The organism is Psychromicrobium ferritrahens (assembly GCF_043789415.1).
GTDB lineage: Bacteria > Actinomycetota > Actinomycetes > Actinomycetales > Micrococcaceae > Renibacterium.
Window position 1 is genome coordinate 1164834 of record NZ_JBDLLW010000001.1, and the last position, 22453, is coordinate 1187286.

The 22453-nt window shown below is 60.0% G+C and carries 20 protein-coding genes and 2 tRNA genes; 6 read left to right on the plus strand and 16 right to left on the minus strand.

From position 1 onward, the window contains the following. Positions 1 to 495: 495 nt before the first annotated feature. Complete coding sequence (locus ABDK06_RS05410) at positions 496 to 855, minus strand: beta/gamma crystallin domain-containing protein (protein WP_394939686.1); 360 nt, start codon at positions 853 to 855, stop codon at positions 496 to 498. A 333-nt stretch (positions 856 to 1188) separates the two neighbouring features. Here ABDK06_RS05410 and ABDK06_RS05415 point away from each other — a divergent pair, with 333 nt between their 5' ends. Continuing rightward, positions 1189 to 2160, plus strand: a complete 972-nt coding sequence (locus tag ABDK06_RS05415; protein WP_394939688.1) for an AraC family transcriptional regulator — start codon at positions 1189 to 1191, stop codon at positions 2158 to 2160. A gap of 168 nt (positions 2161 to 2328) precedes the next feature. Here the strand turns inward: ABDK06_RS05415 and ABDK06_RS05420 are convergent. From ABDK06_RS05420 to kdpF, 12 genes are all read right to left on the minus strand, one after another. Further along, positions 2329 to 2402, minus strand: a tRNA-Met gene (locus tag ABDK06_RS05420). A gap of 64 nt (positions 2403 to 2466) precedes the next feature. Beyond that, a tRNA-Thr gene (locus ABDK06_RS05425) sits at positions 2467 to 2538 on the minus strand. Positions 2539 to 2708: 170 nt separating this feature from the next. Continuing rightward, positions 2709 to 3488 carry an MBL fold metallo-hydrolase gene (locus ABDK06_RS05430; RefSeq protein WP_394939690.1) on the minus strand — a complete coding sequence of 260 codons (780 nt, stop codon included), beginning with the start codon at positions 3486 to 3488 and terminating at the stop codon, positions 2709 to 2711. 113 nt (positions 3489 to 3601) lie between these two features. Then, on the minus strand, positions 3602 to 5575 hold the full coding sequence (locus tag ABDK06_RS05435) for a DEAD/DEAH box helicase (RefSeq protein WP_394939692.1): 1974 nt from the start codon (positions 5573 to 5575) through the stop codon (positions 3602 to 3604). Between the two features lie 317 nt (positions 5576 to 5892). Continuing rightward, complete coding sequence (locus ABDK06_RS05440; protein WP_394939694.1) at positions 5893 to 7026, minus strand: serine hydrolase domain-containing protein; 1134 nt, start codon at positions 7024 to 7026, stop codon at positions 5893 to 5895. 70 nt (positions 7027 to 7096) lie between these two features. After that, entirely contained in the window at positions 7097 to 7957 is an 861-nt protein-coding gene (locus ABDK06_RS05445; RefSeq protein WP_394939696.1) for a PhzF family phenazine biosynthesis protein, read from the minus strand. A gap of 131 nt (positions 7958 to 8088) precedes the next feature. Next, complete coding sequence (locus ABDK06_RS05450) at positions 8089 to 8775, minus strand: response regulator (RefSeq protein ID WP_394939698.1); 687 nt, start codon at positions 8773 to 8775, stop codon at positions 8089 to 8091. Beyond that, positions 8772 to 11336 (minus strand): DUF4118 domain-containing protein, encoded by a 2565-nt coding sequence (locus tag ABDK06_RS05455; protein WP_394939700.1) that lies wholly within the window; start codon positions 11334 to 11336, stop codon positions 8772 to 8774. Before ABDK06_RS05455 ends, ABDK06_RS05450 begins: the two co-directional genes overlap by 4 nt. Positions 11337 to 11493: 157 nt before the next feature. Next, complete coding sequence (locus ABDK06_RS05460; RefSeq protein WP_394939702.1) at positions 11494 to 12084, minus strand: potassium-transporting ATPase subunit C; 591 nt, start codon at positions 12082 to 12084, stop codon at positions 11494 to 11496. 16 nt (positions 12085 to 12100) lie between these two features. Continuing rightward, entirely contained in the window at positions 12101 to 14260 is a 2160-nt protein-coding gene (gene kdpB, locus ABDK06_RS05465; protein ID WP_394939704.1) for a potassium-transporting ATPase subunit KdpB, read from the minus strand. Positions 14261 to 14271: 11 nt separating this feature from the next. After that, positions 14272 to 15915, minus strand: coding sequence for a potassium-transporting ATPase subunit KdpA (kdpA, locus tag ABDK06_RS05470; protein ID WP_394939706.1), 1644 nt, complete (start codon positions 15913 to 15915; stop codon positions 14272 to 14274). A 10-nt stretch (positions 15916 to 15925) separates the two neighbouring features. Further along, positions 15926 to 16021 (minus strand): K(+)-transporting ATPase subunit F, encoded by a 96-nt coding sequence (kdpF, locus tag ABDK06_RS05475; RefSeq protein WP_394939708.1) that lies wholly within the window; start codon positions 16019 to 16021, stop codon positions 15926 to 15928. A 376-nt stretch (positions 16022 to 16397) separates the two neighbouring features. On the opposite strand from kdpF, the gene ABDK06_RS05480 reads away from it, so the two are divergent. Continuing rightward, positions 16398 to 16556 (plus strand): hypothetical protein, encoded by a 159-nt coding sequence (locus ABDK06_RS05480; RefSeq protein ID WP_394939710.1) that lies wholly within the window; start codon positions 16398 to 16400, stop codon positions 16554 to 16556. Next, positions 16553 to 17740: an acyl-CoA dehydrogenase family protein gene (locus ABDK06_RS05485; RefSeq protein WP_394939712.1), complete on the plus strand. Its 1188-nt coding sequence runs from the start codon at positions 16553 to 16555 to the stop codon at positions 17738 to 17740. The genes ABDK06_RS05480 and ABDK06_RS05485 overlap by 4 nt, the downstream gene beginning before the upstream one ends. 149 nt (positions 17741 to 17889) lie before the next feature. On the opposite strand, the gene ABDK06_RS05490 is transcribed toward ABDK06_RS05485, so the two are convergent. After that, a complete protein-coding gene (locus tag ABDK06_RS05490) occupies positions 17890 to 18246 on the minus strand; it encodes a beta/gamma crystallin domain-containing protein (protein ID WP_394939714.1) in 357 nt (118 codons plus the stop codon). Positions 18247 to 18777: 531 nt separating this feature from the next. On the opposite strand from ABDK06_RS05490, the gene ABDK06_RS05495 reads away from it, so the two are divergent. The 3 genes from ABDK06_RS05495 to ABDK06_RS05505 are packed head-to-tail and all read left to right on the plus strand — an operon-like array spanning position 18778 to position 20419. After that, a complete protein-coding gene (locus ABDK06_RS05495; RefSeq protein ID WP_394939716.1) occupies positions 18778 to 19206 on the plus strand; it encodes a hypothetical protein in 429 nt (142 codons plus the stop codon). Then, positions 19200 to 19433 carry a helix-turn-helix transcriptional regulator gene (locus ABDK06_RS05500; RefSeq protein ID WP_394939718.1) on the plus strand — a complete coding sequence of 78 codons (234 nt, stop codon included), beginning with the start codon at positions 19200 to 19202 and terminating at the stop codon, positions 19431 to 19433. The genes ABDK06_RS05495 and ABDK06_RS05500 overlap by 7 nt, the downstream gene beginning before the upstream one ends. Continuing rightward, positions 19430 to 20419 carry an NAD(P)-dependent alcohol dehydrogenase gene (locus ABDK06_RS05505; RefSeq protein ID WP_394939720.1) on the plus strand — a complete coding sequence of 330 codons (990 nt, stop codon included), beginning with the start codon at positions 19430 to 19432 and terminating at the stop codon, positions 20417 to 20419. Before ABDK06_RS05500 ends, ABDK06_RS05505 begins: the two co-directional genes overlap by 4 nt. Positions 20420 to 20470: 51 nt before the next feature. On the opposite strand, the gene ABDK06_RS05510 is transcribed toward ABDK06_RS05505, so the two are convergent. Together ABDK06_RS05510 and ABDK06_RS05515 are read right to left on the minus strand one after the other, a co-directional pair. Then, entirely contained in the window at positions 20471 to 21202 is a 732-nt protein-coding gene (locus tag ABDK06_RS05510) for a S1 family peptidase (RefSeq protein WP_394939722.1), read from the minus strand. Positions 21203 to 21511: 309 nt separating this feature from the next. After that, entirely contained in the window at positions 21512 to 22231 is a 720-nt protein-coding gene (locus tag ABDK06_RS05515; protein WP_394939724.1) for a S1 family peptidase, read from the minus strand. Between the last annotated feature and the right edge of the window lie 222 nt (positions 22232 to 22453).

Genomic DNA, 22453 nt, shown 5'->3' on the forward strand with positions numbered 1-22453 from the left:
AGGAAGGACGGGGCGGGCACCCCAAAGAGCCCGATTCCGAAAGCGCTCCGACCATTCTTTCGAACGGCGAGGGGAAGAAAAAGACTCTAGGGTTTTCACGATCTTCAATTCAGAAAATCGTTCAGCGCCATTTTAATTCTTTCTAGCATTCTTAAGACTGATTTATGCAGAGATCTGAACACCTCCCGCAGCGCGCCCTTCCGTTCGGCACACTCAATGCATCTCTGATAATTCCCAACAGGCAGAAGTTAGTCTCCGCAAAAACCCGGCTTAGCTGGACCGGATATCCAGCGATACCGCTCGTAGAGGCCCCAACTCCACTACCAGCGCCCCGGGAAATCGAGTTCTCAGGCTCCTGAATAATCATTTCTAAGAAATGACTATTCGAAACCCAAAGAATATTCGGCCGACCGGCTCCAGGACTTCAACCCGCTTTAAACCACTCGGTGGTGGACCGGTGCGCACCAGTCCACCACCGAGGGGAGCCTGAGGGAGTTAGTGGATGGTGAGGCTATCGACCTTCGGCGGATTATTGGGGTAGGAGATGTCGTAGTACTTCGGGAGATTCACATTGGCGCCATTCGTGGAATGGTAGGTGATGGAGTTGTTTCCAGTGGTGATCCGGTCAACCCATACGGAATTGACTTTGTTCGTACCCGCGCCCGCATAACAAGCGGTGCCGCTGGACAAACCTCCCACTGCATGCCAGTACAGATGAACGAAATTTCCATCCGTGCAATTGACTTCACTCGCATTTGCGGTGCTGGTTCCAACTGGAAGTGTTACCAAAACGGCAGCGCCCACAGCTGACACGATCAGGGTCTTACGCAGAGCATTCTGAATGTTGAATTTCATGAGAATTTCCTCCGGTGTAGGTTATGAGGTTTCACTTCGTTTGTGCACGCATTCTGAATCGCTTCAGTTGCACCCACGTCCAGAACACTAATCATGCCTAAGCCTCTGATTTCAGCAAGCATACAAATAACGAAATCGTCATACCATTAACGCGAAGTAAACCATTGGCACTCTCAAAGACAGCTGAACTTCATTTTATAATTTCCAGAGTCAATTTTATATTTATTGTCCCCTGGAAAATAAATATAATCCGTTTCATTTTGTTACAGGAACTGATTTTCATCACATTCAATGAACAGTTAGGTTGGGCATACCGCATGCAGAGGGGGCGCAATGGGTAAACATCCACTTTCACAACATCTGGTGGCTCAGACGACGGACCCGCAATCAGCGTCCACGACGATGAAAAGCCATTTCGGTGTGAAATCGCTCTTCTTCAATCCCACCGTCGAGACCGTGGACTTCACCCTGAGCCAGATCGAACTAGGAACAATCCAGATCAGTTACTTCAAGTACGGTGAAGAGGTCGTCGTCCAGCCGGATACCTCCCGCGAACGGGTATTTGTCGGCATTCCGATCAGGGGAAGCGCGCGAGTACGAGTTCAGTCAGAGCACTTCATCAGCGGACCCGAATGGGGCACGGTGATCTCTCCCGGGATGGATACCACTATCAGCAGATCAAAGTCGATGGATGGCTTGCTGCTCTCCATCCCCTGCCACTCACTGGAACCGTTTCTGAGCTGCCTGCCCCCGGACGAAAAAATCAAGGATCTCCATTTCAGTCCCGCCTTGAACATGCTCGATCCTGCCGTGCAAAGCTGGCTGCGCATGCTTCGGACCCTCCTGATAGATCTGAATAATGCTGTTCCGCTCTTCCGATCTCCCATCCTCTCGGTGAACGCCGAGCAAATGATCATCGTCGGATTAGTCCACGCGCACCCCAACCGCCATGCGTCACTTCCACGCAGTACCCACAAATGCGCTCAACGGGCACTGGGTCAGGTTCTTCAGGTAATGCAGGAGATGCCCGAGCATCCGTGGCGCGTCGCTGAGTTGGCGGCCTTAGCCGGGGTCTCGGTGAGAACCCTGCAAACTCATTTTCGAAAAGAGTTCGGAGTTGGTCCAGTGACGAAACTCCAGCAAATCAGGTTGAGGAACATTCGCAGGGCTCTCACCCTCGCATCCCCTGATGAAATCTCCATCACCGAGATGGCTTTGAAATGGGGCTTCGGGAACCCCGGAAGATTCGCCGCGATCTACTACCGAACATTCCAGGAGTACCCTTCGGATACGCTGCATCGCTAGTCTGCCCCGCTACTGTGGACCGCTGCTTTGCACCGAACCCGGCGAACGCCCGAGCAGGTTCTTTCGGCCGGTCGGATTCAGGCAGCAGCTACCGGGCAAATGCTTTTCAGAAACAGAAAAGCCCCGGGGTTCTCACGTTGCTGGCTGAGAATCTCGGGACTTTGACTGTAGCGGTGGGGAGGCTCGATCTCCCGACCTCACGATTATGAGTCGTGCGCTCTAACCAACTGAGCTACACCGCCATAAATGAGATTGGCTCGTGCCTTGCCGGCTAAAACCGCCCTGACACGAGCCTCCCCATTTGCGAGCCCCCCACCGGAATCGATCCGGTGACCTCGTTCTTACCAAGAACGCGCTCTACCACTGAGCTAGGGGGGCAACGAATGAATACTTTACCAGTCCTTCGGAGATAGCGGAAATCAACTGTTTCGGGTGCTGTGCGTCACCCTGAAAATCCGTAAAAACCAGCGAAAATAAGGGCTGCACGCCGGACTCTGGACGACGGCCGAACTGCGGGTTCGCCGTGGTCCGCTCAGCTAAGCGGCGGGTCAGCGGTAGGGCCAATAATCAGCCACTTGTACCCGCTGATTCCAGTCTCGCTCCACCCGCATATACGGCCCGTGTCCGGGAAGCACCGCCTGAACATCCAGCTTCCCCAGCTTTTGAATACCCACTGCAATTCCTTCCGGGGCATGATGAAAGAGCTTCGGGAGGGTTTGCAATCCTTCCCAGCGGCTCAGCGGATGCCCGGTGACCACCACATCCCCCGTCAGCAGCAACTCGGACTCGGGCAGGTACAGTGCCAGGTGTCCGGTGGTGTGGGCCCCGGTAAGCACCAGTTCAGGTGCCCCAGGAAGGCCACGGAGCACCTCTTCGGTCAGTTCCCGAGGTTCTGCCACCGCGACGTCGGCGAGGCCGCCTGCTCGCACCGCATGCCTCAGCCAGCCCAGCACTCGAGGGATCAGGATTCGCCAACTAAAATCAGCAAGGGTTGCTTGTTCGCTGACTTCTCGCTTCAGATTGGGCAACTCCAGTGAATGCGCGTAAATCGGGATGCCCTGTTCGGCGAGGAACTTCGCGGAACCGATATGGTCGGAATGGGCATGCGTTACCACGACGCCCAGGCAATCGGAAAGCGTCAGCCCACAGTGGGCGATGGACTCAAGAAGCTTTTCCCGATCACCCGGATACCCGGTATCTACCAGGAAGAACTTTCCAGAACCCGGTTGCCGGGTTTCGCGGATAATGGTCCAATTCGATGCTGGCCCCTGGAGAAAGAAAACCCCGGCAGCAACTTCGGTGATCATCCGCTTCGAATCCCATGTCATACCCACCACTTTAAACAGCAAATTCGCGGCTGAGTCTCGGATTCGCCTGCAAATGACGAACGAACCCGAGACTCAACCGCGAACTCAGCGAAGGTTAAGACAGTTCTAGTGGCTTACCACTTGCCCTTGCGATTGAAATCGCGACTGCCGGTTTCCTTGCCATGACGGGGCTTGCGGTCCCCCGCGCCACGACCGGTGTGGCCCTGATCGGAGTTGCGGGAGTAACCGCCCTCGCTGCGGCCGCCGCGCTCAGAACCGCTGCGCTCGGAGGAGTCATTGGCATACTTCTTCTTGAAACCGCCCTGACCGCGGTCTCCGCCGCGCTCATAGCCCCGATCGCCGCCTTCTGAGCGACCCTTGTAACCCCCGGCACCACCGCTAGCGGCCGGACGACGTCCCTTGTCCAGTTCCAGGTGAATCAGCTCTCCGCCGATCCGGGTCTTGGAGAGTGCACGCCACTGATCCTTGCTTAGCTCAGCGGGCAACTCCACCAGGGTGTGGTCGGCACGGATGTCGATGCCACCGATCTGTGCGGAGGACAAGCCGCCTTCGTTAGCGATAGCGCCCACAATCGAGCCGGGCATCACACGCTGACGGCGTCCCACCGCGATCCGGTAGGTGGCGTTACCCTCGGTGAGCGGCCGGGTCGGGCCACGCGAACCGAAGCCGTCCTTGGAGCGCTCCCGCTTCTGGTACTCGGGAGCCGCCGGCAGATCCTTGACTAGCAAAGACTCGCCACCCTGCGCCATGAACGCCAGAGCAGCGGCGATCTCCTCAGCCGTGACATCGTGCTCGGCCTCGTAGGAACTGATCAGATTGCGGAACACCGAGAGATCCTCGGAACCGAGGGTCTCGGTGATCTGATCGGCGAATTTGCTCAACCGCAGATTGTTGATGGTGTCGGCGCTCGGCAGGTGCATTTGCTCCACCGGCTGCCGGGTGGCCTTCTCAATGGCGCGCAGCAAGTACTTCTCACGCGGGGTCATGAAGAGGATGGCATCGCCCGAACGCCCGGCACGGCCGGTGCGGCCGATCCGGTGCACGTAGCTCTCGGTGTCGTGCGGGATATCGTAGTTGACCACCAGGCTGATCCGCTCCACGTCCAGGCCGCGGGCGGCGACGTCGGTGGCGACCAGAATGTCGATATTGCCCGAGCGGAGCGCCTCAACGGTACGCTCGCGCTGCTGCTGCGGGATGTCGCCATTGATCGCTGCCGCGCGGTAGCCGCGGGACTTGAGTTTATCGGCGAGTTCTTCGGTGGCCATCTTGGTGCGCACGAAGGCGATCACGCCGTCGTAGTCCTCCACCTCGAGGATCCGCGTCATCGCGTCGAGCTTGTGCGGGCCCATCACCTGCAGGTAACGCTGCCGGGTGTTCTCGCCCGTGGTGGTCTTGGCTTTCACCGAGATCTCAGCCGGGTTCTTCAGGTACTTCTTGGCGATCCGGCGGATCTGGCCGGGCATCGTCGCGGAGAACAACGCCACCTGCTTCTCGTCGGGGGTGCGCGAAAGGATTTGCTCGACGTCGTCCGCAAAGCCCATCCGCAGCATCTCGTCGGCCTCATCGAGCACCAGGTACTCGAGCTCGGAGAGGTCCAGCGAGCCCTTCTCCAGGTGGTCGATGACCCGGCCTGGAGTTCCGACGACGACCTGCGCGCCACGGCGCAAACCGGCCAGCTGCGGGCCGTAAGCAGAGCCACCGTATACCGGCAGCACGCTGAAGTCGTTCAGATGCGCGGCGTAGGAGGAGAAAGCCTCGGCGACCTGCAAGGCAAGCTCACGAGTAGGAGCGAGCACCAGCACCTGGGTGGCCTTGGTGGCGGGCAGCTCGGCCATCCGGGACAGCGCGGGAACCGCGAAGGCCGCGGTCTTGCCGGTTCCGGTCTGGGCCAGGCCGACCACGTCGCGCCCCTCGAGCAAGACCGGGATGGTAGCCGCCTGGATCGGGGACGGCTTCTCGTAGCCGACATCTTTGAGCGCGCGGAGCACTCGCTCGTCGAGGCCGAAATCGGTGAAGAGCACGTCCTGCTCGGCGGTACGGTCGGAAATCTGATCGGTTACGGAGTCGGTGTAATTGTCTTCGGGCATAGGAATAGTCCTCGTTCACATAGGGCCGGATCGAATACTCATCGATATCCGGACGATTCACCTCACGGCGATCCCCTACGCACTTGCCCGCCACTAGCGCGGGCCTGCCTGAGCCATCTGGCTATCGACGGCAGGAAAATAGGGAAGAAAGAAAAGGGATTCCGTAAGAAGGGAGTAATTCAATGATACGCTACGGCAAGCTCAGAGCCTGCCAGATCTGGGCTGAGACGCTGGTGAGATGGCGCACACCATGGTGTGAGTCGGCTATTCGAGAGCACCGGCGAGAGCGATAAATCGATCCGAACTCCTCGAACAGTTCAGTGCTCAGCTGGCGCGAGGTCAGCCAGAGGCGACCAGAAATAGTTGAAATTGTCATCAGGACCCGCGATGGCCCGCTGGCTGAAAACCACCCCGATCAGGTCCCGGCCCGGATCGGCTAAAGCATTGGTCCCGCTGCCTCCGGTCCAACCATAACTACCCACCGAGATCGAATTCTCTCCTTCGGCGATATTGACGGCGATCTGCCAGCCCCAGGAGATCTCCGAATCAAGAAAAGGGAAAGCTCCCTCGCGCTGCTCCTCGCTGAGCTGATCCGAGACCATCTGCTCTTTGAGTTTCTGAGGCAATAATCTGCCATCGACCAGGGCGGTGAGGAACGCGAAGTAATCCGGAACAGTAGACACCAGGCCACCCGCCAGAGTCTCGAACTGAGGTCTCCGGCTGAACCGCCCCTCTGCTGAATCGATCACCTTCAACCCCTCTGCCTCAGGCATATACAAGGGTGGCAACTCACTCGCAGCGGCGAAGAAACCGGTGCCCGACATGCCCAAAGGCCCGGTGATCCGCTGCTCCAGAAGCCTGGAGAGCGGCATTCCTGACGCTCGGCTGAGCAGCACCGAAAGCACGTCGGCTGCCGTGTTGTATCGCCATCGACTGCCGGGCTGATGGGCCAAGGGCAGTTCAGCCAGCCGCGCCATATACTCGTCTGCCGTCATCTCCGGCGGGAAGATTCCCGCACCGATCTTTGCCGCCTGAGTGGCCTCGGCGAGCGGGGTAGCAGTGAAATTCACTCCGACCCCTAAGGTTCCGGTCAAGAGGTGCCGAACCGTAATGGGCGATTCGGCCGGTTCAGTCTCACTGAGCGGACCATCCGGATCTCGAAGCACGCGAGGGCTGGTCAGCTCGGGCAGCCAGCGGTCCACCGGATCATCCGGTCCGAAAACCTGATCCTGGATGAGCAAGGCACCGAGCGCCCCGGCGAGCGGCTTGCTCAGCGAAGCAATCCGGAAAGGAGTGCTTTCGGTCATCTGGCGGCCAGAGCCGAAGTCCAGGGTGCCGCTCGGATGGAATTCGGTGACGCCATGATGCCTCACTCCAGCCACTGCTCCGGGCATTCGTCCAGTGGCCACGGCGTCATCGACCGATCGCCATAACTGAGAGAAATCGGACATCGTGATCATCCTTCGAGGTCGTTCAGTCCAGTAGTGAGAGCCTAGTGCTGATTGCCCACCAGGGCCAGCCTCAGTCCGTGATTCGCTCCGCACTGCCGCTCACCGTGATCCCACCCGAAACCGGGATGTCGACCTCGAGCAGGCTAGGCCGTCCGATATGCCTGCCCTGCCGGATCCAGATCTTGCCCGGCAGCTCGATCTTGCCCAGTTCCCGTAAATAGGCTCCGGTCGATGCGGCTGCGGAGCCAGTAGCGGGATCCTCCGAGAGCGTCCCCACCGGGAAGAGGTTCCGGGCCTCGAATTCGTTCTCTGCAAGGACATGGAGCACCGTCACGGTGGCTGGCCAGCCCTGCTGGTCCATGAACTCCCGCAACGCCTGGGGGTCAAAAGAGAACTCATCGAAGACCCGCTGCTGCTTAATCACCAGCACCGGGTGCGGGTTACCGGCGAAGGCGATGCGCGGCGGATATTCCGGATGCAGCTGCTCTTCGCGCAAGCCCAGCAGAGCGAGCAGTCTGCCCACTTCCGGCCCGCCCAGGCCATCCACTCGTGGTTTGACACTCGTGAAAGAGGCCCGCACACCGTCAGGCGTCCGCTCTGTGACGAGCTCGACCTCTCCAGACTGGGTTTCAAAGAGGTAGTTCCCCGCGCCGTATCTATCGGCCAGGGCGACCGCGGTGGCCACCGTGGCATGCCCGCAGAACGGGACTTCGGCGATCGGCGAGAAATAACGAATCCCGATTCGGCCCGGACCGGGCGCAGAGGGCGGGCTGGTTACGAAGGCTGATTCGGCGTACCCCAGCTCAGCGGCTATCTCCAGCATCTCGGTCTCGCTGAGCTGAGCAGCATCGAGCACGACGCCGGCCGGGTTGCCACCGCCGGGCCCATCCGAGAAAGCGGTCAGGTGCAGTACTTCAAGGCCTGATTTCACGTTTCCCACTCTTCCTGCTGGCTCACCGAATCGCGCGGGCCACTCGATGCCTTCTGGCCCCGCTTCCGTTTGAACTCTCGTTCAGCACAGCTAACGCGGCGCACCGCAGCAGGAATTCCCGTCGCCGGTGCTCAGGGCTCGAAGCGGTACCCCATACCCGCTTCGGTGACCAGATGGCGCGGATGCGCCGGATCGGGTTCCAGTTTGCGCCGCAACTGTCCCAGATAGACTCGCAGGTACTGAGTCTCCTTGGCATAAGCAGGGCCCCAGACCTGGCTCAGAATCTGCTGCTGACTCATCAGCTTGCCGGGGTTGCGGGCCAGCAGTTCCAGAATCGACCACTCCGTCGGGGTGAGCCGCACCGGTTGCCCGGAGCGCAGCACCTTCTTGGCCTGTAGATCCACCACGAAATCCTCGGTGGTCACGGTGGGCACCGATTGCGCGGCCCCGGCGCGCTGTTCGGCATGCCGCTGCGCGGCGCGCAGTCTGGCCAGGAATTCGTCCAAGCCGAAGGGTTTGGTGACGTAGTCATCGGCTCCGGCGTCCAGAGCTGCGACTTTCTCCTCGGAGGCATGTCGCGCCGAGAGCACAATAATCGGAACATCCGTCCAGCCCCGCAGCCCGGCGATAACTTCCATCCCGTCGAGGTCGGGCAACCCTAGGTCGAGCACCACTACATCGGGATGATGCGTGGCGGCGCTGGATAGCGCTTCAGTGCCGCTCGCAGCAGTGAAGACCGTGTAACCGTGAGCGTGCAGATTGATCTGCAGGGCACGAAGAATCTGCGGTTCATCGTCAACTACCAAAACCGTTGTCATACAACCGTCCCTCCAGAACTCATTGGCAACCGGATCACCATGGTCAGCCCCCCGCCGGGAGTCTGTTCAGCTTCCAAAACGCCCCCCATCGCCTCGGTGAAACCCTTCGCCACGGCTAGCCCGAGCCCCACTCCGGTGCCTGCGGGTACATCGTTGAGCCTTTGGAAAGGCCGGAACATCGCCACCACATCATTGGAGTCAACTCCCTTTCCGTGGTCGACAATGCGCAATTCACTCGCCGGGCGTCCATCAATCATTGCGGTTCCGGCACCACCAACGCTACCAACCAGCACTACATCCGAATCCGGGGCATATTTCAAGGCGTTCTCCACGATATTGGCGATCACTCTCTCCAGCATGCCAGGGTCGGCCTCCACCGGCGGCATATTGGGCGGCAAGTCGATCCGCACCGGCATCAGCGGGTCCCTGCTGAAATCATGTCCCAGGGCGGCGTCGATGGCATCCACCCAGCGCACCGGTGCCATCAGCGGGGTCGCCGCATCGGAGGATATCCGGGACATGTCGAGCAGATTACCCACCAGTGCGTCGAGCCGGTTCGCCGAGCTCTCAATAGTGGCCAATAGCTCGGCCTCATCCTCGGGAGTGAACTGCACATCTTCCTGCCGCAGGCTGCTCACCGAAAGCTTGATAGCGGCCAGCGGAGTACGAAGATCGTGGGAGACGGCACGCAAAATGGAGGTCCGCATAGTGTTGCCCTCAGCGAGCCGGGCGTTGTCCCGGCGGCTTTCATCGAGTGCGATGCGCTGACGCAAGGCCACCAAGTGGGCCCCGAAGGCCACCAGAAGACGGCGGTCCGAAGCCTCCAGAATGCGCCCGTTAAGCCCCAGCAGCAATCCCTCTTCAATGTCCTCGACGTTATCGGCGGCCTCTCGGCTGGCTGGCGGGTCCTCCCCCGAGGAAGCCTCGATCCGCCATTCCACCGGCGTCGAACCCGGCGTCCTGACCAATAAACTCACCGAAGAGACCCGGAAGGTCTCGCGCAACTGGTCCAGGAACGAATCCAGCGAATCCTCCCCGGCCAGGGTGGCTCGTGCCACCTCGCTGAGCGTCGCAGCCTCGGCTCCCGTCCGGGAGGCGTCCCGGGACCGCCTCGCGGCCAGGCCCACCACCACAGCGACCGTGGCGCTCACCGCAAGGAAGATGATCAGCGCCAGCAGAGTCTCCGGATCGGAGATACTCAGCGAGCCGGTGGGCGTGGCAGAGAAGAAATTCAGCAATAGCGAGCTGAAGGCGGCGGCTAAGAGCGCGGGCCACAGCCCACCGACCAGTGCCACCACCACGCAGCCGCACAGTTGCAGCAGGGTATTGGTGACAAAACTATTGGGCACCCATTGCACCAGGCCCCATTCAATCAACGCGGGAAGTATCACCGCGAGCACTAAGCCGATGATCAGCCGACGCCTGCCGACATCCGCGGGGCGCTGGAAATGCACCCCCTGGCCGCCCATCGGGTGGGAGACCATATGCACGTCGATATCGCCGGAACCGCGAACCACTTTGCTGCCTACGCCGCCTCCGGTGAACAGGCGGGCCAGCGGACGACGCCGGGAAATGCCCACCACCAGTTGAGTGGCATTGACCGAGCGGGCAAATTCCAGCATGGCCTGCGCGGGGTCTTCCCCCGTCACGCTGTGATAGCTTCCGCCCAGGTCCTTGAGCAATTGCCGCTGGTTCTCCAGTTCCCGGGGCGATTCGCCGCGGACGCCATCGGCAGCTCTGACGTGCACGCCGAGCAACTCTCCGCCGGAGATCCTGGCCAGGATTCGGGCGGCCCGGCGGATCAGCACCTCACCTTCCGGGCCGCCGGTGAGGCCGACCACGACGCGTTCCCGAGTCGGCCAGTTCTCCTCGATGCCCTGGCTGTTCCGATAAGCGGAGAGCCCGTCCTCGACCTGGTCGGCGAGCCAGAGCAGGGCCAGTTCGCGCAACGCGGAGAGGTTGCCCATCCGGAAATAGTTGGCGAGCGCGGCGTCGATCTTCTCCGCGGAGTAAATGCTTCCTGCGGAGAGTCGCTGGCGCAGCAGCTCTGGCGAAATATCGATCAGTTCGATCTGATCAGCCCGCCGCACCACTTCATCCGGCACGGTTTCGCTCTGCCTGGTATTGGTGATCTGGCTGACCACATCGCCCAGCGAAGCCAGGTGCTGGATGTTCAGGGTGGAGATCACATCGATCCCGGCGTTCAATAACGCTTCGACGTCTTCCCAGCGCTTGCGGCGCTGACCGGCGGTTTGAGCATCGCTGTCGGTGACCACGGTATGTGCGTACTCATCGACCAGCGCGAGTTGCGGTTTTCGCTCGAGTACCGCAGCGACATCCATTTCTTCGAAACGGCTGCCCCGATACTCGACGATTTTCGGCGGGATGACTTCCAGCCCGTCGAGCAGAGCTTTGGTATCGGCTCGGCCGTGGTGCAGGGCGATCGCCACCACGGTGTCAATGCCCTGTTCCTGCTTGAAATGAGCTTCTTCGAGCATGGCGTAGGTCTTCCCGACGCCGGGCGCAGCTCCGAGCAGAATACGCAGTGTACCTCTGGCCATCTCCCTATCTTCGCCTATCCTCGCCGGAACACACACTCTGCTGCACTGTTAATCGCAAAGCCGTCATCACAAAGCCGATACCGCAACGCACCGCCAGGTAACTTCACGGTGGCGGTGCGTTGCGGTATTCAGTAATGAGCGAGCGGCCGAATATCGGCTACTTTTTGGCGGCCAGATCCAAGTTCAGCAAGGTGACGTTGACCGCTTCCTGCCCCAGCAAGGATTCCAGAGCCGAGGTGGTGCGGTTCTTGATCAGGGTCAGCAGATCCGATTCGCTCAGCCCGGTTGCCTTGGAGATCCGGGGAACCTGAAGCTGCGCATAAGCTACCGAGATCTGCGGGTCCAGGCCGGAACCGCTGGCCGTCACGGCGTCCACCGGCACCTGGTCTTCGCTCACGCCTTCGGCCTGGGCGACTTGCTGCCGCAACTGGGTGATCCCTTCGAGCAGCTTAGGCTCGTTGGGGCCCAAGTTGCTGGCACTGGAGGTCAGTGGATTCCAGGTCACCGCTGAGGGGCGGGGGTGGAACCAGTTGGCGTCCAGACCGTCCTCAGTGGACTGTGCGATGAGTGAGCTAGCCGCGGGAGCGTCCCCGACCTTGACGATCGAGCCATTGGCTTGCGACGGCGCTATCAGCTGACCGGCTCCCCAGACAACCGCTGGGTAGACCAATCCGAGCACGACGGTGGCCAGCAGCAAGAAACGCACTGCGGTACCGAATTGACGTAAATAGGCGGTAAAAGAGTTCATCTTAGTTTTCAGACTTTCAGCCGAGGCCGGGGATCAGCGAAATGAGCAGATCGATGATTTTGATCCCGATGAAGGGCGCGATCAGGCCGCCCACTCCATAGATCAACAGATTCCGCCCCAGTGCCCGGCTAGCCGAGACCGCACGGTATTTGACGCCCTTGAGCGCGAGTGGAACCAAGACGACGATGATCAGCGCGTTGAAGATCACCGCGGAGAGAATCGCCGAGTTCGGCGAGGAGAGGCCCATGATGTTGAGCAAGCCGAGCCCCGGGAAAGCTGCCGCGAAAAGCGCCGGCACGATGGCGAAGTACTTGGCCACGTCGTTCGCCACCGAGAAGGTGGTGAGCGAGCCACGGGTGATCAGCAACTGCTTGCCGATGCCGACGACGTCGATCAGCTTGGTCGGATCGGAGTCCAGATCGACCATATTGGCCGCTTCCTTGGCCGCCGGGGTGCCGCTGTTCATCGCCACTCCGACGTCGGCCGCAGCCAGCGCGGGTGCGTCGTTGGTGCCGTCACCGGTCATAGCCACCAGGTGCCCAGCGGCTTGCTCGCGCTTGATCACCTCGAGCTTATCCTCGGGGGTGGCTTCGGCGACGAAATCATCGACTCCAGCGGTCTGCGCAATGGCAGCCGCAGTGACCCGGTTGTCACCGGTGATCATGATGGTGCGGATGCCCATCTGACGCAGCTGGGCGAAGCGTTCCTTCATGCCCGGCTTCACCACGTCAGCGAGTTCGATCACGCCGAGCACCCGATTGTTCTCCGCCACCAGCAGCGGCGTACCACCCGATTCGGAGATCCGCTGAACTTCCTTGGCGGCCAGATCAGGCATTCCGTTGTCCTTGGCATAAGCCTCGACGGCACCGGCGGCGCCCTTGCGAATCTCGCGGCGTTGCCCGGCTTCCAAGAGGTCCAGGCCGCTCATCCGGGTGGTCGCGGTGAACTCAACAGCTTCCAGTTCGATCTCGCCGGCACGGGCACGGGCTTCCAGGCTTTCCAGGGTCGGCTCATTGACGCCGATCTGATCGGCCAGCTCGACGATGGAACGCCCTTCCGGGGTTTCATCGGCGAGGGAGGAGAGCCTCGCCGCCTGGATCAGCTCACGGTCGTTGACGCCTGCCACCGGGAAGAACCCGACGGCCCGACGGTTACCGAAGGTGATGGTGCCGGTTTTATCCAGCAGCAGGGTGTCGACGTCGCCCGCGGTCTCCACCGCGCGCCCCGACGTTGCCAGCACATTGTGCTGCACCAGGCGATCCATACCGGCGATGCCGATGGCCGGTACCAGAGCACCGATAGTGGTAGGAATCAGACAGACCAGGAGCGCGACCAGCACGATCGGTGTGGGTACCGCATTGGCCAGGCTGGCCATAGGAGCCAACGCCATCACGACCACCACGAAGACGATGGTCAGTGAGACGAGCAGCACGTTGAGCGCGATCTCGTTCGGCGTCTTCTGCCGAGAAGCACCTTCCACGAGCTTGATCATCCGGTCGATGAAGGTCTGTCCGGGAGCAGCCGTGATGCGGACCAGGATCTGGTCCGAGAGCACCTTGGTGCCGCCGGTCACCGAGCTGCGATCGCCGCCCGATTCACGGATCACCGGTGCAGATTCGCCCGTGATGGTGGACTCGTCGACGCTCGCCAGGCCAGCGATCACTTCGCCGTCGGAAGGAATGGTATCCCCCGCCGAGCAGACCACGACGTCGCCCACGGTGAGCTCCGTAGCCGGGGTGGAAAGGAATTCAGCGCCCGTCAGATCAGCCATAGTTGCCGCCTGACGCCCGCCGTCCAAACGCACCAGCCGAGCCATCACCGAGGTGCGACCGGCCCGCAGGCTGGCAGCCTGCGCTTTGCCGCGCCCCTCAGCGATCGCCTCGGAGAGCGTGCCGAAGAGCACGGTGAGCCATAGCCAGATGGTCACCACCAGGCTGAAAACGGCGTCAGCGCTGCCGGTGAACAGATCGATGATCGTCACGACGGTACAGACCACGGCACCCAACAGCACCGTGAACATCACCGGCGAATGCACCATCTGCCGGGGCGAGAGCTTCTTGAACGCTACCGGAAGAGCTTCACGCACCGAGTTGAGCGAAAGCTTGGCCGGGGCCTTGCTCCGCTTAGTCGGCTGTGCGGGGAGCTGTTCCTTGGGTGAGCTGAGTGTTGTTGTCATGTGATCGGCGTTCATTTTGTCAGGCCTTCCGCGAGTGGGCCGAGAGCGAGAGCGGGGAAATAGGTCAGCGCGGTCAGCACTACCGAGATCACCAGAAGCAGCGATCCGAAGAGCGGTCCGTGCGTAGGCACCGTGCCGGAGGATTCCGGTACGTGGCGCTGCTGAGCCAGTGAACCGGCCAGCGCGACCACCAGGATGATCGGGATGAAGCGACCGAGGAACATCGCAATACCCAGCATGGTGGAGAAGTAGGGTCCCGAGGTGGTGATGCCGCCAAAGGCTGAACCGTTGTTGTTCGCAGCTGAGGTGAAGGCGTACAGCACCTCTGAGAACTGGTGCGGTCCGCTGGCTGGAGCGTTGCTGAGCTGATCCGGCAACAGCATCGTGATGCCGGTCATCACCAGCACCAGGGTCGGGGTGACCAGGATATACATCGCGGCCAGCTTCATCTGCTTCGCGGTGATCTTCTTACCCATGAATTCGGGGGTACGGCCCACCATCAATCCGGCGATGAACACTGAGATAATGGCCAGCACGAGCATGCCGTACAAGCCGGAGCCCACACCGCCGGGAGCGATTTCGCCGAGCATGATGTTCAGCATCGCCATGCCACCGCCCAAAGCGGGCAATGAATCGTGAGCCACGTCGATCGCGCCGGTTGAGGTCGCGGTCGTCGCGGTGGCGAAGATCGAGCTCGCCGCCGGCCCGAGGCGCTGCTCGAAGCCTTCACCCAGTGCGGTCGGAGAGCTCGCCAGAGCCCAGGCCATCAGCGCGGTGCTGGCTGCCCAGAGGCCGCCCATCACGGTCAGGATGGTGTAGCCCTGACGCTGCTGGCCGACCATCCGGCCGTAGGTGTACGGCAAGGAGAAGGGAACGACCAGGATGAGCAGGACGGAGAAGAGGTTGGAGTAAGCGTTGGGATTCTCGAAGGGGTGCGCCGAGTTGGCGTTGAAATAACCGCCACCATTGTTACCGAGCAGCTTGATCGCTTCCTGAGAAGCCACCGGCCCGCCAGGGATGGTTTGCTGGACGCCGAGCGCGGCATTGCTCACGTCGGTCCCCGAGGCGAAGTTCTGCACCACGCCGGTGATCACGAAGACCAGCGCGCCAATGGTCGCCAAGGGCAGCAGCACGCGGAAGCTGGCGCGAGCCAGATCGACCCAGAAGTTACCGAGCAGGTCGGTGGTGGTGCGCTTGATCCCCCGGATCAAAGCCACCGCAACCGCAATGCCGACCGCTGCGGACAGGAAGTTCTGCACTGCGAGCAGCAGCATCTGGACCAGGATCCCCACCGTGGTCTCCGGCACATAGGCCTGCCAGTTGGTGTTGGTCACGAAGGAGATCGCGGTGTTCATGGCGACCCACGGGTCAACGGCTGCTCCCTGACCGGGCAGCAGCCCCTGGAGGCGCTGCAAGAGGAAGACCAGCAGGATGCCGACCACCGAGAAGGCGAGCACGCTGCGCAGGTAAGTTGACCATTTCTGATCAGCTGCGGCGTCGACTCCGGCCAAACGGTAGAAGATGCGCTCTGGCAGGTAATTCTTGCTGCTCTCGAAGACCTTGGCCATGTAGAGGCCCAGGGGTTTGTGCAGCAGGGCCAGCAAGACGAGCAAGATCGCGAGCTGGGTGAATAAGGATGCGAGTGAAAGGGTCATCGGGAAAAGGTCACCACTTTTCCGGTCGAATCAAGGCGGCGAGCAGATAGCCGCAGAGCGCTAGCCCAACGACGGCGAGTGCAATCCAAGAGATGATGTCCAGCATTAGAGCTTGGCCACCGCCTTGGCCAGCCACATTACCAATGCGGCAGCGACCAGAAATATCACGACGACGATTACGTCGGCCATGTCAGCGTCCTTTCAAGAAGAGAGTGCCCAGTAATGGGGACCTACTTATAAAACGCCGTCCTCAGCCGGTTCTGCGCGACTTTTACAGGACCCTTACACCCTATACCCAGACCTTTACAGCATCTTTACAGCCGGCTCACCCCCAGCCTCTAGACCAGTTGTCCCACTGAGTGTTATTGGTGTTGCAAAAGTTCACGGTTTTCTTTCACATGTGTCACCTCAATAACATTCAACGGGACGGCTGGTTGAGGATTGCGGGCGGGATAACAGCTTCCGGGGATAGGCTGAATCCTATGGTGGCAAAATCCGCTCTGGTTATTCCGAACGCCCGTATCGTGCCGATCGAAGGAGCCTCTTTCGACGGCGGGCTGGCGCTCAAAGCCCGGAAGCTCAGCGAGCTCGACCTCACGGTCAAAGCTTTGCGCGGCTCCAGGGTGGTGGCCCAGCGATGAAACATGATGTGCTCGACCTGGCGGGCCAGCTGAACGATGCCGAAAAGGCCCAGCAGCTCAAGGTACGTGAATTCACCGAACGGCGGATTAAGCCGAATATCGCGGGCTGGTTTGAGAATGCGGAGTTCCCCTTGGAACTGGTTCCCGAACTGGGCGAGCTGGGGGTGCTCGGCATGCACCTGGAAGGCTACGGCTGTGCGGGACGCAGCGCAGTTGAATACGGACTGACCGCCATGGAGCTGGAGGCAGGGGATTCCGGAATCCGCACCTTCGTCTCGGTGCAGGGCTCACTGGCCATGACGGCGATCCACCGCTGGGGCTCCGAAGCGCAGAAACAACGCTATTTGCCAGCGATGGCGCGCGGCGAGCTGATCGGCTGTTTCGCACTGACCGAGCCACAGGCCGGCAGCGATCCCGCGGCGATGACGACGACGGCGACCCGCACCAGAGAGGGCTGGCGGCTGAACGGCGTGAAACGCTGGATCGGGCTGGCCTCGGTGGCGGATGTCGCGGTGGTGTGGGCTAGAACAATGGGTGCCAAGACCTCGGACGGTCAGAGTGACGACACCGTTCGAGGTTTCTTGGTTCCTACCAATAGCAAGGGTTTTCTTGCCACTCCGATCGAACCAAAACTCTCGATGCGCGCTTCAATTCAGTGCGATCTAGTGTTTGACGAACTCAAATTGGCTGAAGACGCCGTTTTGCCGGGGGCCAAGGGCCTAGGCGGCCCTTTTTCCTGTTTAAACGAAGCCCGCTACGGCATTATCTGGGGCGCGATAGGAGCCGCTCGGGACGCTTTTGAGTGTGCGCTGAGCTACGCGGCCGGACGAGAGCCTTTTGATCAACCGCTCAGCAGTTTCCAGCTCACTCAACAAAAGCTCGTCGATATGATGCTGGAATTGCAAAAGGGTCAGCTGCTCGCATTGCATACTGGCAGACTGAAGGACGCCGGGAAACTGCGCGCTGAACAGATCTCAGTAGGCAAGCTCAATAATGTGCGTGAAGCGCTAAAAATCTGTCATACCGCACGGAGCATCCTGGGCGGCAACGGGGTTACCCTCGATTATTCACCGCTCCGGCACGCCAATAATTTGGAGTCAGTGCGCACTTATGAGGGGACCGATGAGGTACACACCCTGATCCTAGGGCAGTACCTCACCGGCCATTCAGCATTTCGCAGCTGAACATTCCCCCAAACAGCATCACTGAGTTACCGCATTAGCCGGACAGATTATAATCCGAGTCGGCGCACAATAAAGCAGATTCAACTCAATCACGATGAAGAGTTAATCTAAATGCTCGATAATCTCCAGCTGAGAGAATTACCTGAGAATTAGAAAATGTGAACTTCGTACACTTTTCCATAGTTCTGAGTGACAGCTTCGTTCTTCCCAAAGTCGTGCCGGTACTCAGACCCATCACCCGGAGCGTAGATAAACCAACCAGCATTGTTTCCGCTGCTGAATCTTTCCACGCCGGTTTCGTTGATATTGATCTCGCCCGAATCGGCGAAACAGCGCTGCCTTACAGTGCCATTGTCGTTACGCATCGAGAAGTGCAGATACTCGCCTACGACGTCATAAGTACAAGGGAGCAAGCCGACCTCGGCAGTGGCATAAGCCGGCACAGCGCTGGCCACCAGAAGGGCGGCAGTGACGCCAGCAACGGCAAGAGGCATAGTCTTCTTCATGATTTTCTCCTGACAAAAATTTGACGCGATATTTAAGTGATTTCTTACGTGGTACAGAACTTGAAGATTTAACTAAAGCATAGCAAATATTTACCGTTTTCTAAAAATATTCTTACCGAAGCTGAGTGACACTGAATGTCATTTCGAAACAGCCTCTCAATTGCCACAGACTGTTTACCCAAGGCCACCAACACTCAGGAGCTGGCCGCATAAATCAATTTAAGTGAGTCAATAAATTAATTGACTGATCGAAGATCCCCCGCCACTCGCAATATCATCCTTCAATGCTTCCCGCACCAATCAGCACACCAATCAGCACACCAGTCAGCGCACCAGTCAGCGCACCACCGCAGTTAGCTCACATCTCTGACCACTCTCCACTGCAACCACCTTGAGCACCACTACCACGCACTGTGGTCAGCCTCGGCCCACAACGCGTGGGCAGCATAGTTAAATGTCAAGTTTTATTGACTTAATGTCCAACTCTGCATACATTGAGAGTGTCAATATTTCTTTACATCGGAGCTGCTGATGCCACATCACGAGAAAAGTGCCTGGATCATGGGCATCCTGGCACTGCTGGGATACCTCAGCTATCTACTGCTCGTCTTACCCCAGACCGCGCGAACTCCCCTACCCGAGGTCGAGTACGTCCCAGCAATGCTCTGCACCATCGGCGGCGCCATCATCGTCGCCATCCTGCTGAACATCACGATGTCCGCACTCACGCCGCGAGCCGAGCTGCAACGCGATTCGCGAGACCGGGAAATCAGCCGCTTCGGCGAATACACCGGTCAGGCCTTCGTGGTGATCGGCGCGGTGGGCGCCCTACTACTGGCGATTCTCAGGGTGGATCAGTTCTGGATCGCCAATCTGGTGTACCTGGCCTTCGTGCTCTCCGCACTGCTCAGTTCGATCGCGAAAATCGTAGGCTATCGTCGAGGTTTTCAGACATGGTGAAGCCAACCAGAGTCACCAATAGCATCAGAAGCTTGCGTTTCAATCACGGCGAGATGACCCAGGCCGAACTCGCTGAGCGGATCGGGCTCACTCGGCAGACCGTGATCGCCATCGAACAGGGCCGCTACTCTCCCTCCCTCGAAGTGGCGTTTCAGATCGCTCAGGTGTTCCGAGTACCGCTCGACTCCGTCTTCCAGTACCCCCATGATGAAAAGGACACTCGATGAAAGCCATGGTTCACGACCGATACGGTTCGCCGGAAGTCCTGGAACTCCGAGATATCCCGGTACCGCACCCCGGAGAGGGTGAGGTACTGGTGGAGGTCGGGGCCGCCGGAGTTGATCGCGGGACTCACCATTTGATGACCGGACTGCCCTATCTACTCAGGCTTTTCGGCTACGGCTTAACCGCTCCTCGGCAGCGCACCCCCGGGCGTGACTTCGCTGGCCGGGTGATTAAGCTCGGCCCCGGCGTCAGTGACTTCGCCGTCGACGATCAGGTTTTTGGTATCTGCGCGGGCGCATTCGCCGAGTACGCGGTGTGCTCGACGAAGCTGATCGCCCGCAAACCCGCATCACTGAGCTTCGTGGAGGCCGCTGCTTTGCCCACTTCAGCCGTCACCGCGCTTCTCGCCTTACGGGATGCCGGAAAACTCAGGGCAAACCAGCGGGTGCTCATCCTGGGATCTGCTGGCGGCGTCGGAAGCTTCACGGTGCAGATCGCCAAGCTGATGAGGGCCCGGCCCACCGGGGTCTGCAGTAGCCGCGGGCTTGAACTGAGCCGTTCTCTCGGTGCCGACAGAGTGATCGACTATACCGAGAACGATCTCAGTGCAGAGCGAGACTACGATCTGGTGATCGACATCGGCGGCGACAGATCGCTCAGCAGACTACGGCGTCTGCTCACCCCGCAAGGCACCTTAGTCATTGTCGGCTCCGAAAAGGGCGGCCGCTTGACCGGTGGCGTCGGAAGATCCTTTCGCGCGGCTCTGCTCTCACCCTGGGTAAAGCACAAACTGGTTGCGTTGATGTTCACCGAAAACGCAGAATCTCTGCGCTCGGTCGCCGAACTCGTCGACGCCGGAGAGCTCTCCCCGGTGATCGAGCGGAGTTATCCACTGCGCGAAGCGGCCGAGGCGATTCGGCAGATTGGCCGGGGCGGCACGCTCGGTAAGCTCGTGGTCACCGTCGCTCCATCGGATCGCCCAGCTTAAAGCACTGATGGCCTGGTTCATTGAACCAGGCCATCAGCAATACCTGATGAATTAGGAAGTAGCCACGCCGCTGGTGCTGGTGATCCAGGCTGCATGCCTGGTCAGGTTGGCGTAGTTGGAACCGGCGTTGATGTTCGCACCGGGATCCGAGGTGTCGCCGGTGGAGCAAACGCCGACGATCTTGCCGCCGATGATCAGCGGGCCACCGGAATCGCCGTGGTTGGCTGCGCCGTTGACGCCCTGAATGTGAACAGCGCGTCCCAGGTAGGCATCAGAGCTGGTGCCGAGCACCTTGATGTTGGCCTGGAAGAGACCGGTTGCCTGAACGGCATTGGCACGACGTCCATAGCCCATGATGACGCCGGTGTCGTTCTTCTTCGTGGTGTAGCTGGTCGCCACGGTCGGGTAAGAGCTCAACGCGTGCGAAGTGGAGAGGTGCACCAAAGCGACATCTCCGTAGGGCGAGGACTTGAACTGATCCACCACGATGCCAGGGCCACGATCAGTGGTGCTGTTGCTGTAGTAGACCTTCATTGCGGTGGTTCCATCAACGCAGTGGTTTGCGGTCAGAACCCAGTTCGCGGAGATTGCTTCACCGGTGCAGCCGTAGCTTGCGGTGCCGCCCTGCTGGAAGACTAACTGAACTGCCCACGGAGTGGCCGGCGCCTGGGTTCCGCCCACGATCTCGGGGGCGGGGGTTGCAGCGGTAGCTGCGCCTGAGCTGAGCAAAGCCATCGCGGCTGCTCCAGCGCCAATAAGGACCGACTTGAAAATCTTGTTCATACCTATCCTTTGTTTGTGTTCACGACTGGCCACCATGCTGGCCAGTCTCCACTCGAGACGCAGCAATTTAAGTTGCTTCCCGTGATGAACGTTACAACTCTGGAGCTTTATCAGGAGCGACTCCCAGCCAATTAAGAGCTAACTGAAATCTTTCTTGCAGAAATCCGTAGTTAACCTGTCAATTACCTGAAAGCCGCTCAGCTGGGCTTCAGCGGCATGGCTAGGAATCCCGGACGACAGGCGATAAAAAGGACGGCGGCCTGAGCACCTGAGTGCCCAGACCGCCGTCCCCGAAAAGTTAATGGCAGATCAGACGCCGGATTTGGTCTTGATCCAGCTACGCGAATCCGTCAGGTTGGCGTAGTTGCTTCCGGCATGGGTATCGGAACCCGGATCAGCGACGTCACCGGTGGAGCAGACGCCGACGATCTTGCCGCCGACGATCAGCGGGCCACCGGAATCACCATGATTGGAAGCTCCGGAGACGCCCTGTACGTGCACGGCCTTGCCATTGTAGGCATCGGTGCTAGAACCGAGGACCTGGACGCTGGCCTGGTAGAGGCCGGTCGGCTCGACGCCATTTGCGCGCAGGCCGTAGCCCATGATGGTGCCAGCATCACCCGAGGTGGGGGTGTAGCTGGAAGCCAGCGTCGGGTAGGAGCTCAGCGCATGTGAACTGGAGAGATGCACCAGGGCGACGTCACCGTAGGGTGAGCCGTAGACCTGATCCGCTGCCACCGGGGTGCCCGGGTTGGAGGTGCTGTTGCTGTAGTAGACATCCATCCAGCTGATTCCGTCGACGCAGTGCTGCGCAGTGAGTACCCAGCTCGCAGAGATGGCCTCACCGGTGCAACCGTACTGATCGCCGTTCAGTTCGAAGGTGAGCTGAACCTCCCAGGGGGTTGCCGGGGCTTTGGTTCCGCCAATGATCTCCGGAGTGGGAGTTGCGGCAGTGGCCGCGCCCGAACCGAGGAAAGCCATAGCGGCTGCACCCGCACCAATAAGGACCGACTTGAAAATCTTGTTCATACCTATCCTTTGTTTTGTGCTCAGGACCGGCCGCTGCCGACCGATCTCCACATGGATCGGGCCGATCGGCCTCAGGTCCTCGACGAACGTTACTCCGGCGAACTAAACCGGTCCAGGATTCTCAGCTAACTTTGAGCCAGCTAGGGAGCAGCTCGCAGTTTGAGCGCTCTATCCTGTTAATTCGCTGGGAGCAGATAGGTGAACTCCCAGCGAACCGGAATT

Excerpts from the sequence above, each read along its gene's own strand:
- ABDK06_RS05485 (WP_394939712.1), top strand. The coding sequence starts at position 16,553 with ATGAAACATGATGTGCTCGACCTGGCGGGCCAGCTGAACGATGCCGAA.
- ABDK06_RS05440 (WP_394939694.1), bottom strand. The coding sequence starts at position 7,026 with ATGTCCGATTTCTCTCAGTTATGGCGATCGGTCGATGACGCCGTGGCC.
- ABDK06_RS05505 (WP_394939720.1), top strand. The coding sequence starts at position 19,430 with ATGAAAGCCATGGTTCACGACCGATACGGTTCGCCGGAAGTCCTGGAA.
- kdpB (WP_394939704.1), bottom strand. The coding sequence starts at position 14,260 with ATGACAACAACACTCAGCTCACCCAAGGAACAGCTCCCCGCACAGCCG.
- ABDK06_RS05495 (WP_394939716.1), top strand. The coding sequence starts at position 18,778 with ATGCCACATCACGAGAAAAGTGCCTGGATCATGGGCATCCTGGCACTG.
- ABDK06_RS05415 (WP_394939688.1), top strand. The coding sequence starts at position 1,189 with ATGGGTAAACATCCACTTTCACAACATCTGGTGGCTCAGACGACGGAC.
- ABDK06_RS05500 (WP_394939718.1), top strand. The coding sequence starts at position 19,200 with ATGGTGAAGCCAACCAGAGTCACCAATAGCATCAGAAGCTTGCGTTTC.
- ABDK06_RS05410 (WP_394939686.1), bottom strand. The coding sequence starts at position 855 with ATGAAATTCAACATTCAGAATGCTCTGCGTAAGACCCTGATCGTGTCA.
- ABDK06_RS05455 (WP_394939700.1), bottom strand. The coding sequence starts at position 11,336 with ATGGCCAGAGGTACACTGCGTATTCTGCTCGGAGCTGCGCCCGGCGTC.
- kdpF (WP_394939708.1), bottom strand. The coding sequence starts at position 16,021 with ATGCTGGACATCATCTCTTGGATTGCACTCGCCGTCGTTGGGCTAGCG.
- ABDK06_RS05515 (WP_394939724.1), bottom strand. The coding sequence starts at position 22,231 with ATGAACAAGATTTTCAAGTCGGTCCTTATTGGTGCGGGTGCAGCCGCT.
- ABDK06_RS05430 (WP_394939690.1), bottom strand. The coding sequence starts at position 3,488 with ATGACATGGGATTCGAAGCGGATGATCACCGAAGTTGCTGCCGGGGTT.
- ABDK06_RS05435 (WP_394939692.1), bottom strand. The coding sequence starts at position 5,575 with ATGCCCGAAGACAATTACACCGACTCCGTAACCGATCAGATTTCCGAC.
- ABDK06_RS05460 (WP_394939702.1), bottom strand. The coding sequence starts at position 12,084 with ATGAACTCTTTTACCGCCTATTTACGTCAATTCGGTACCGCAGTGCGT.
- kdpA (WP_394939706.1), bottom strand. The coding sequence starts at position 15,915 with ATGACCCTTTCACTCGCATCCTTATTCACCCAGCTCGCGATCTTGCTC.
- ABDK06_RS05480 (WP_394939710.1), top strand. The coding sequence starts at position 16,398 with ATGGTGGCAAAATCCGCTCTGGTTATTCCGAACGCCCGTATCGTGCCG.
- ABDK06_RS05450 (WP_394939698.1), bottom strand. The coding sequence starts at position 8,775 with ATGACAACGGTTTTGGTAGTTGACGATGAACCGCAGATTCTTCGTGCC.
- ABDK06_RS05510 (WP_394939722.1), bottom strand. The coding sequence starts at position 21,202 with ATGAACAAGATTTTCAAGTCGGTCCTTATTGGCGCTGGAGCAGCCGCG.
- ABDK06_RS05490 (WP_394939714.1), bottom strand. The coding sequence starts at position 18,246 with ATGAAGAAGACTATGCCTCTTGCCGTTGCTGGCGTCACTGCCGCCCTT.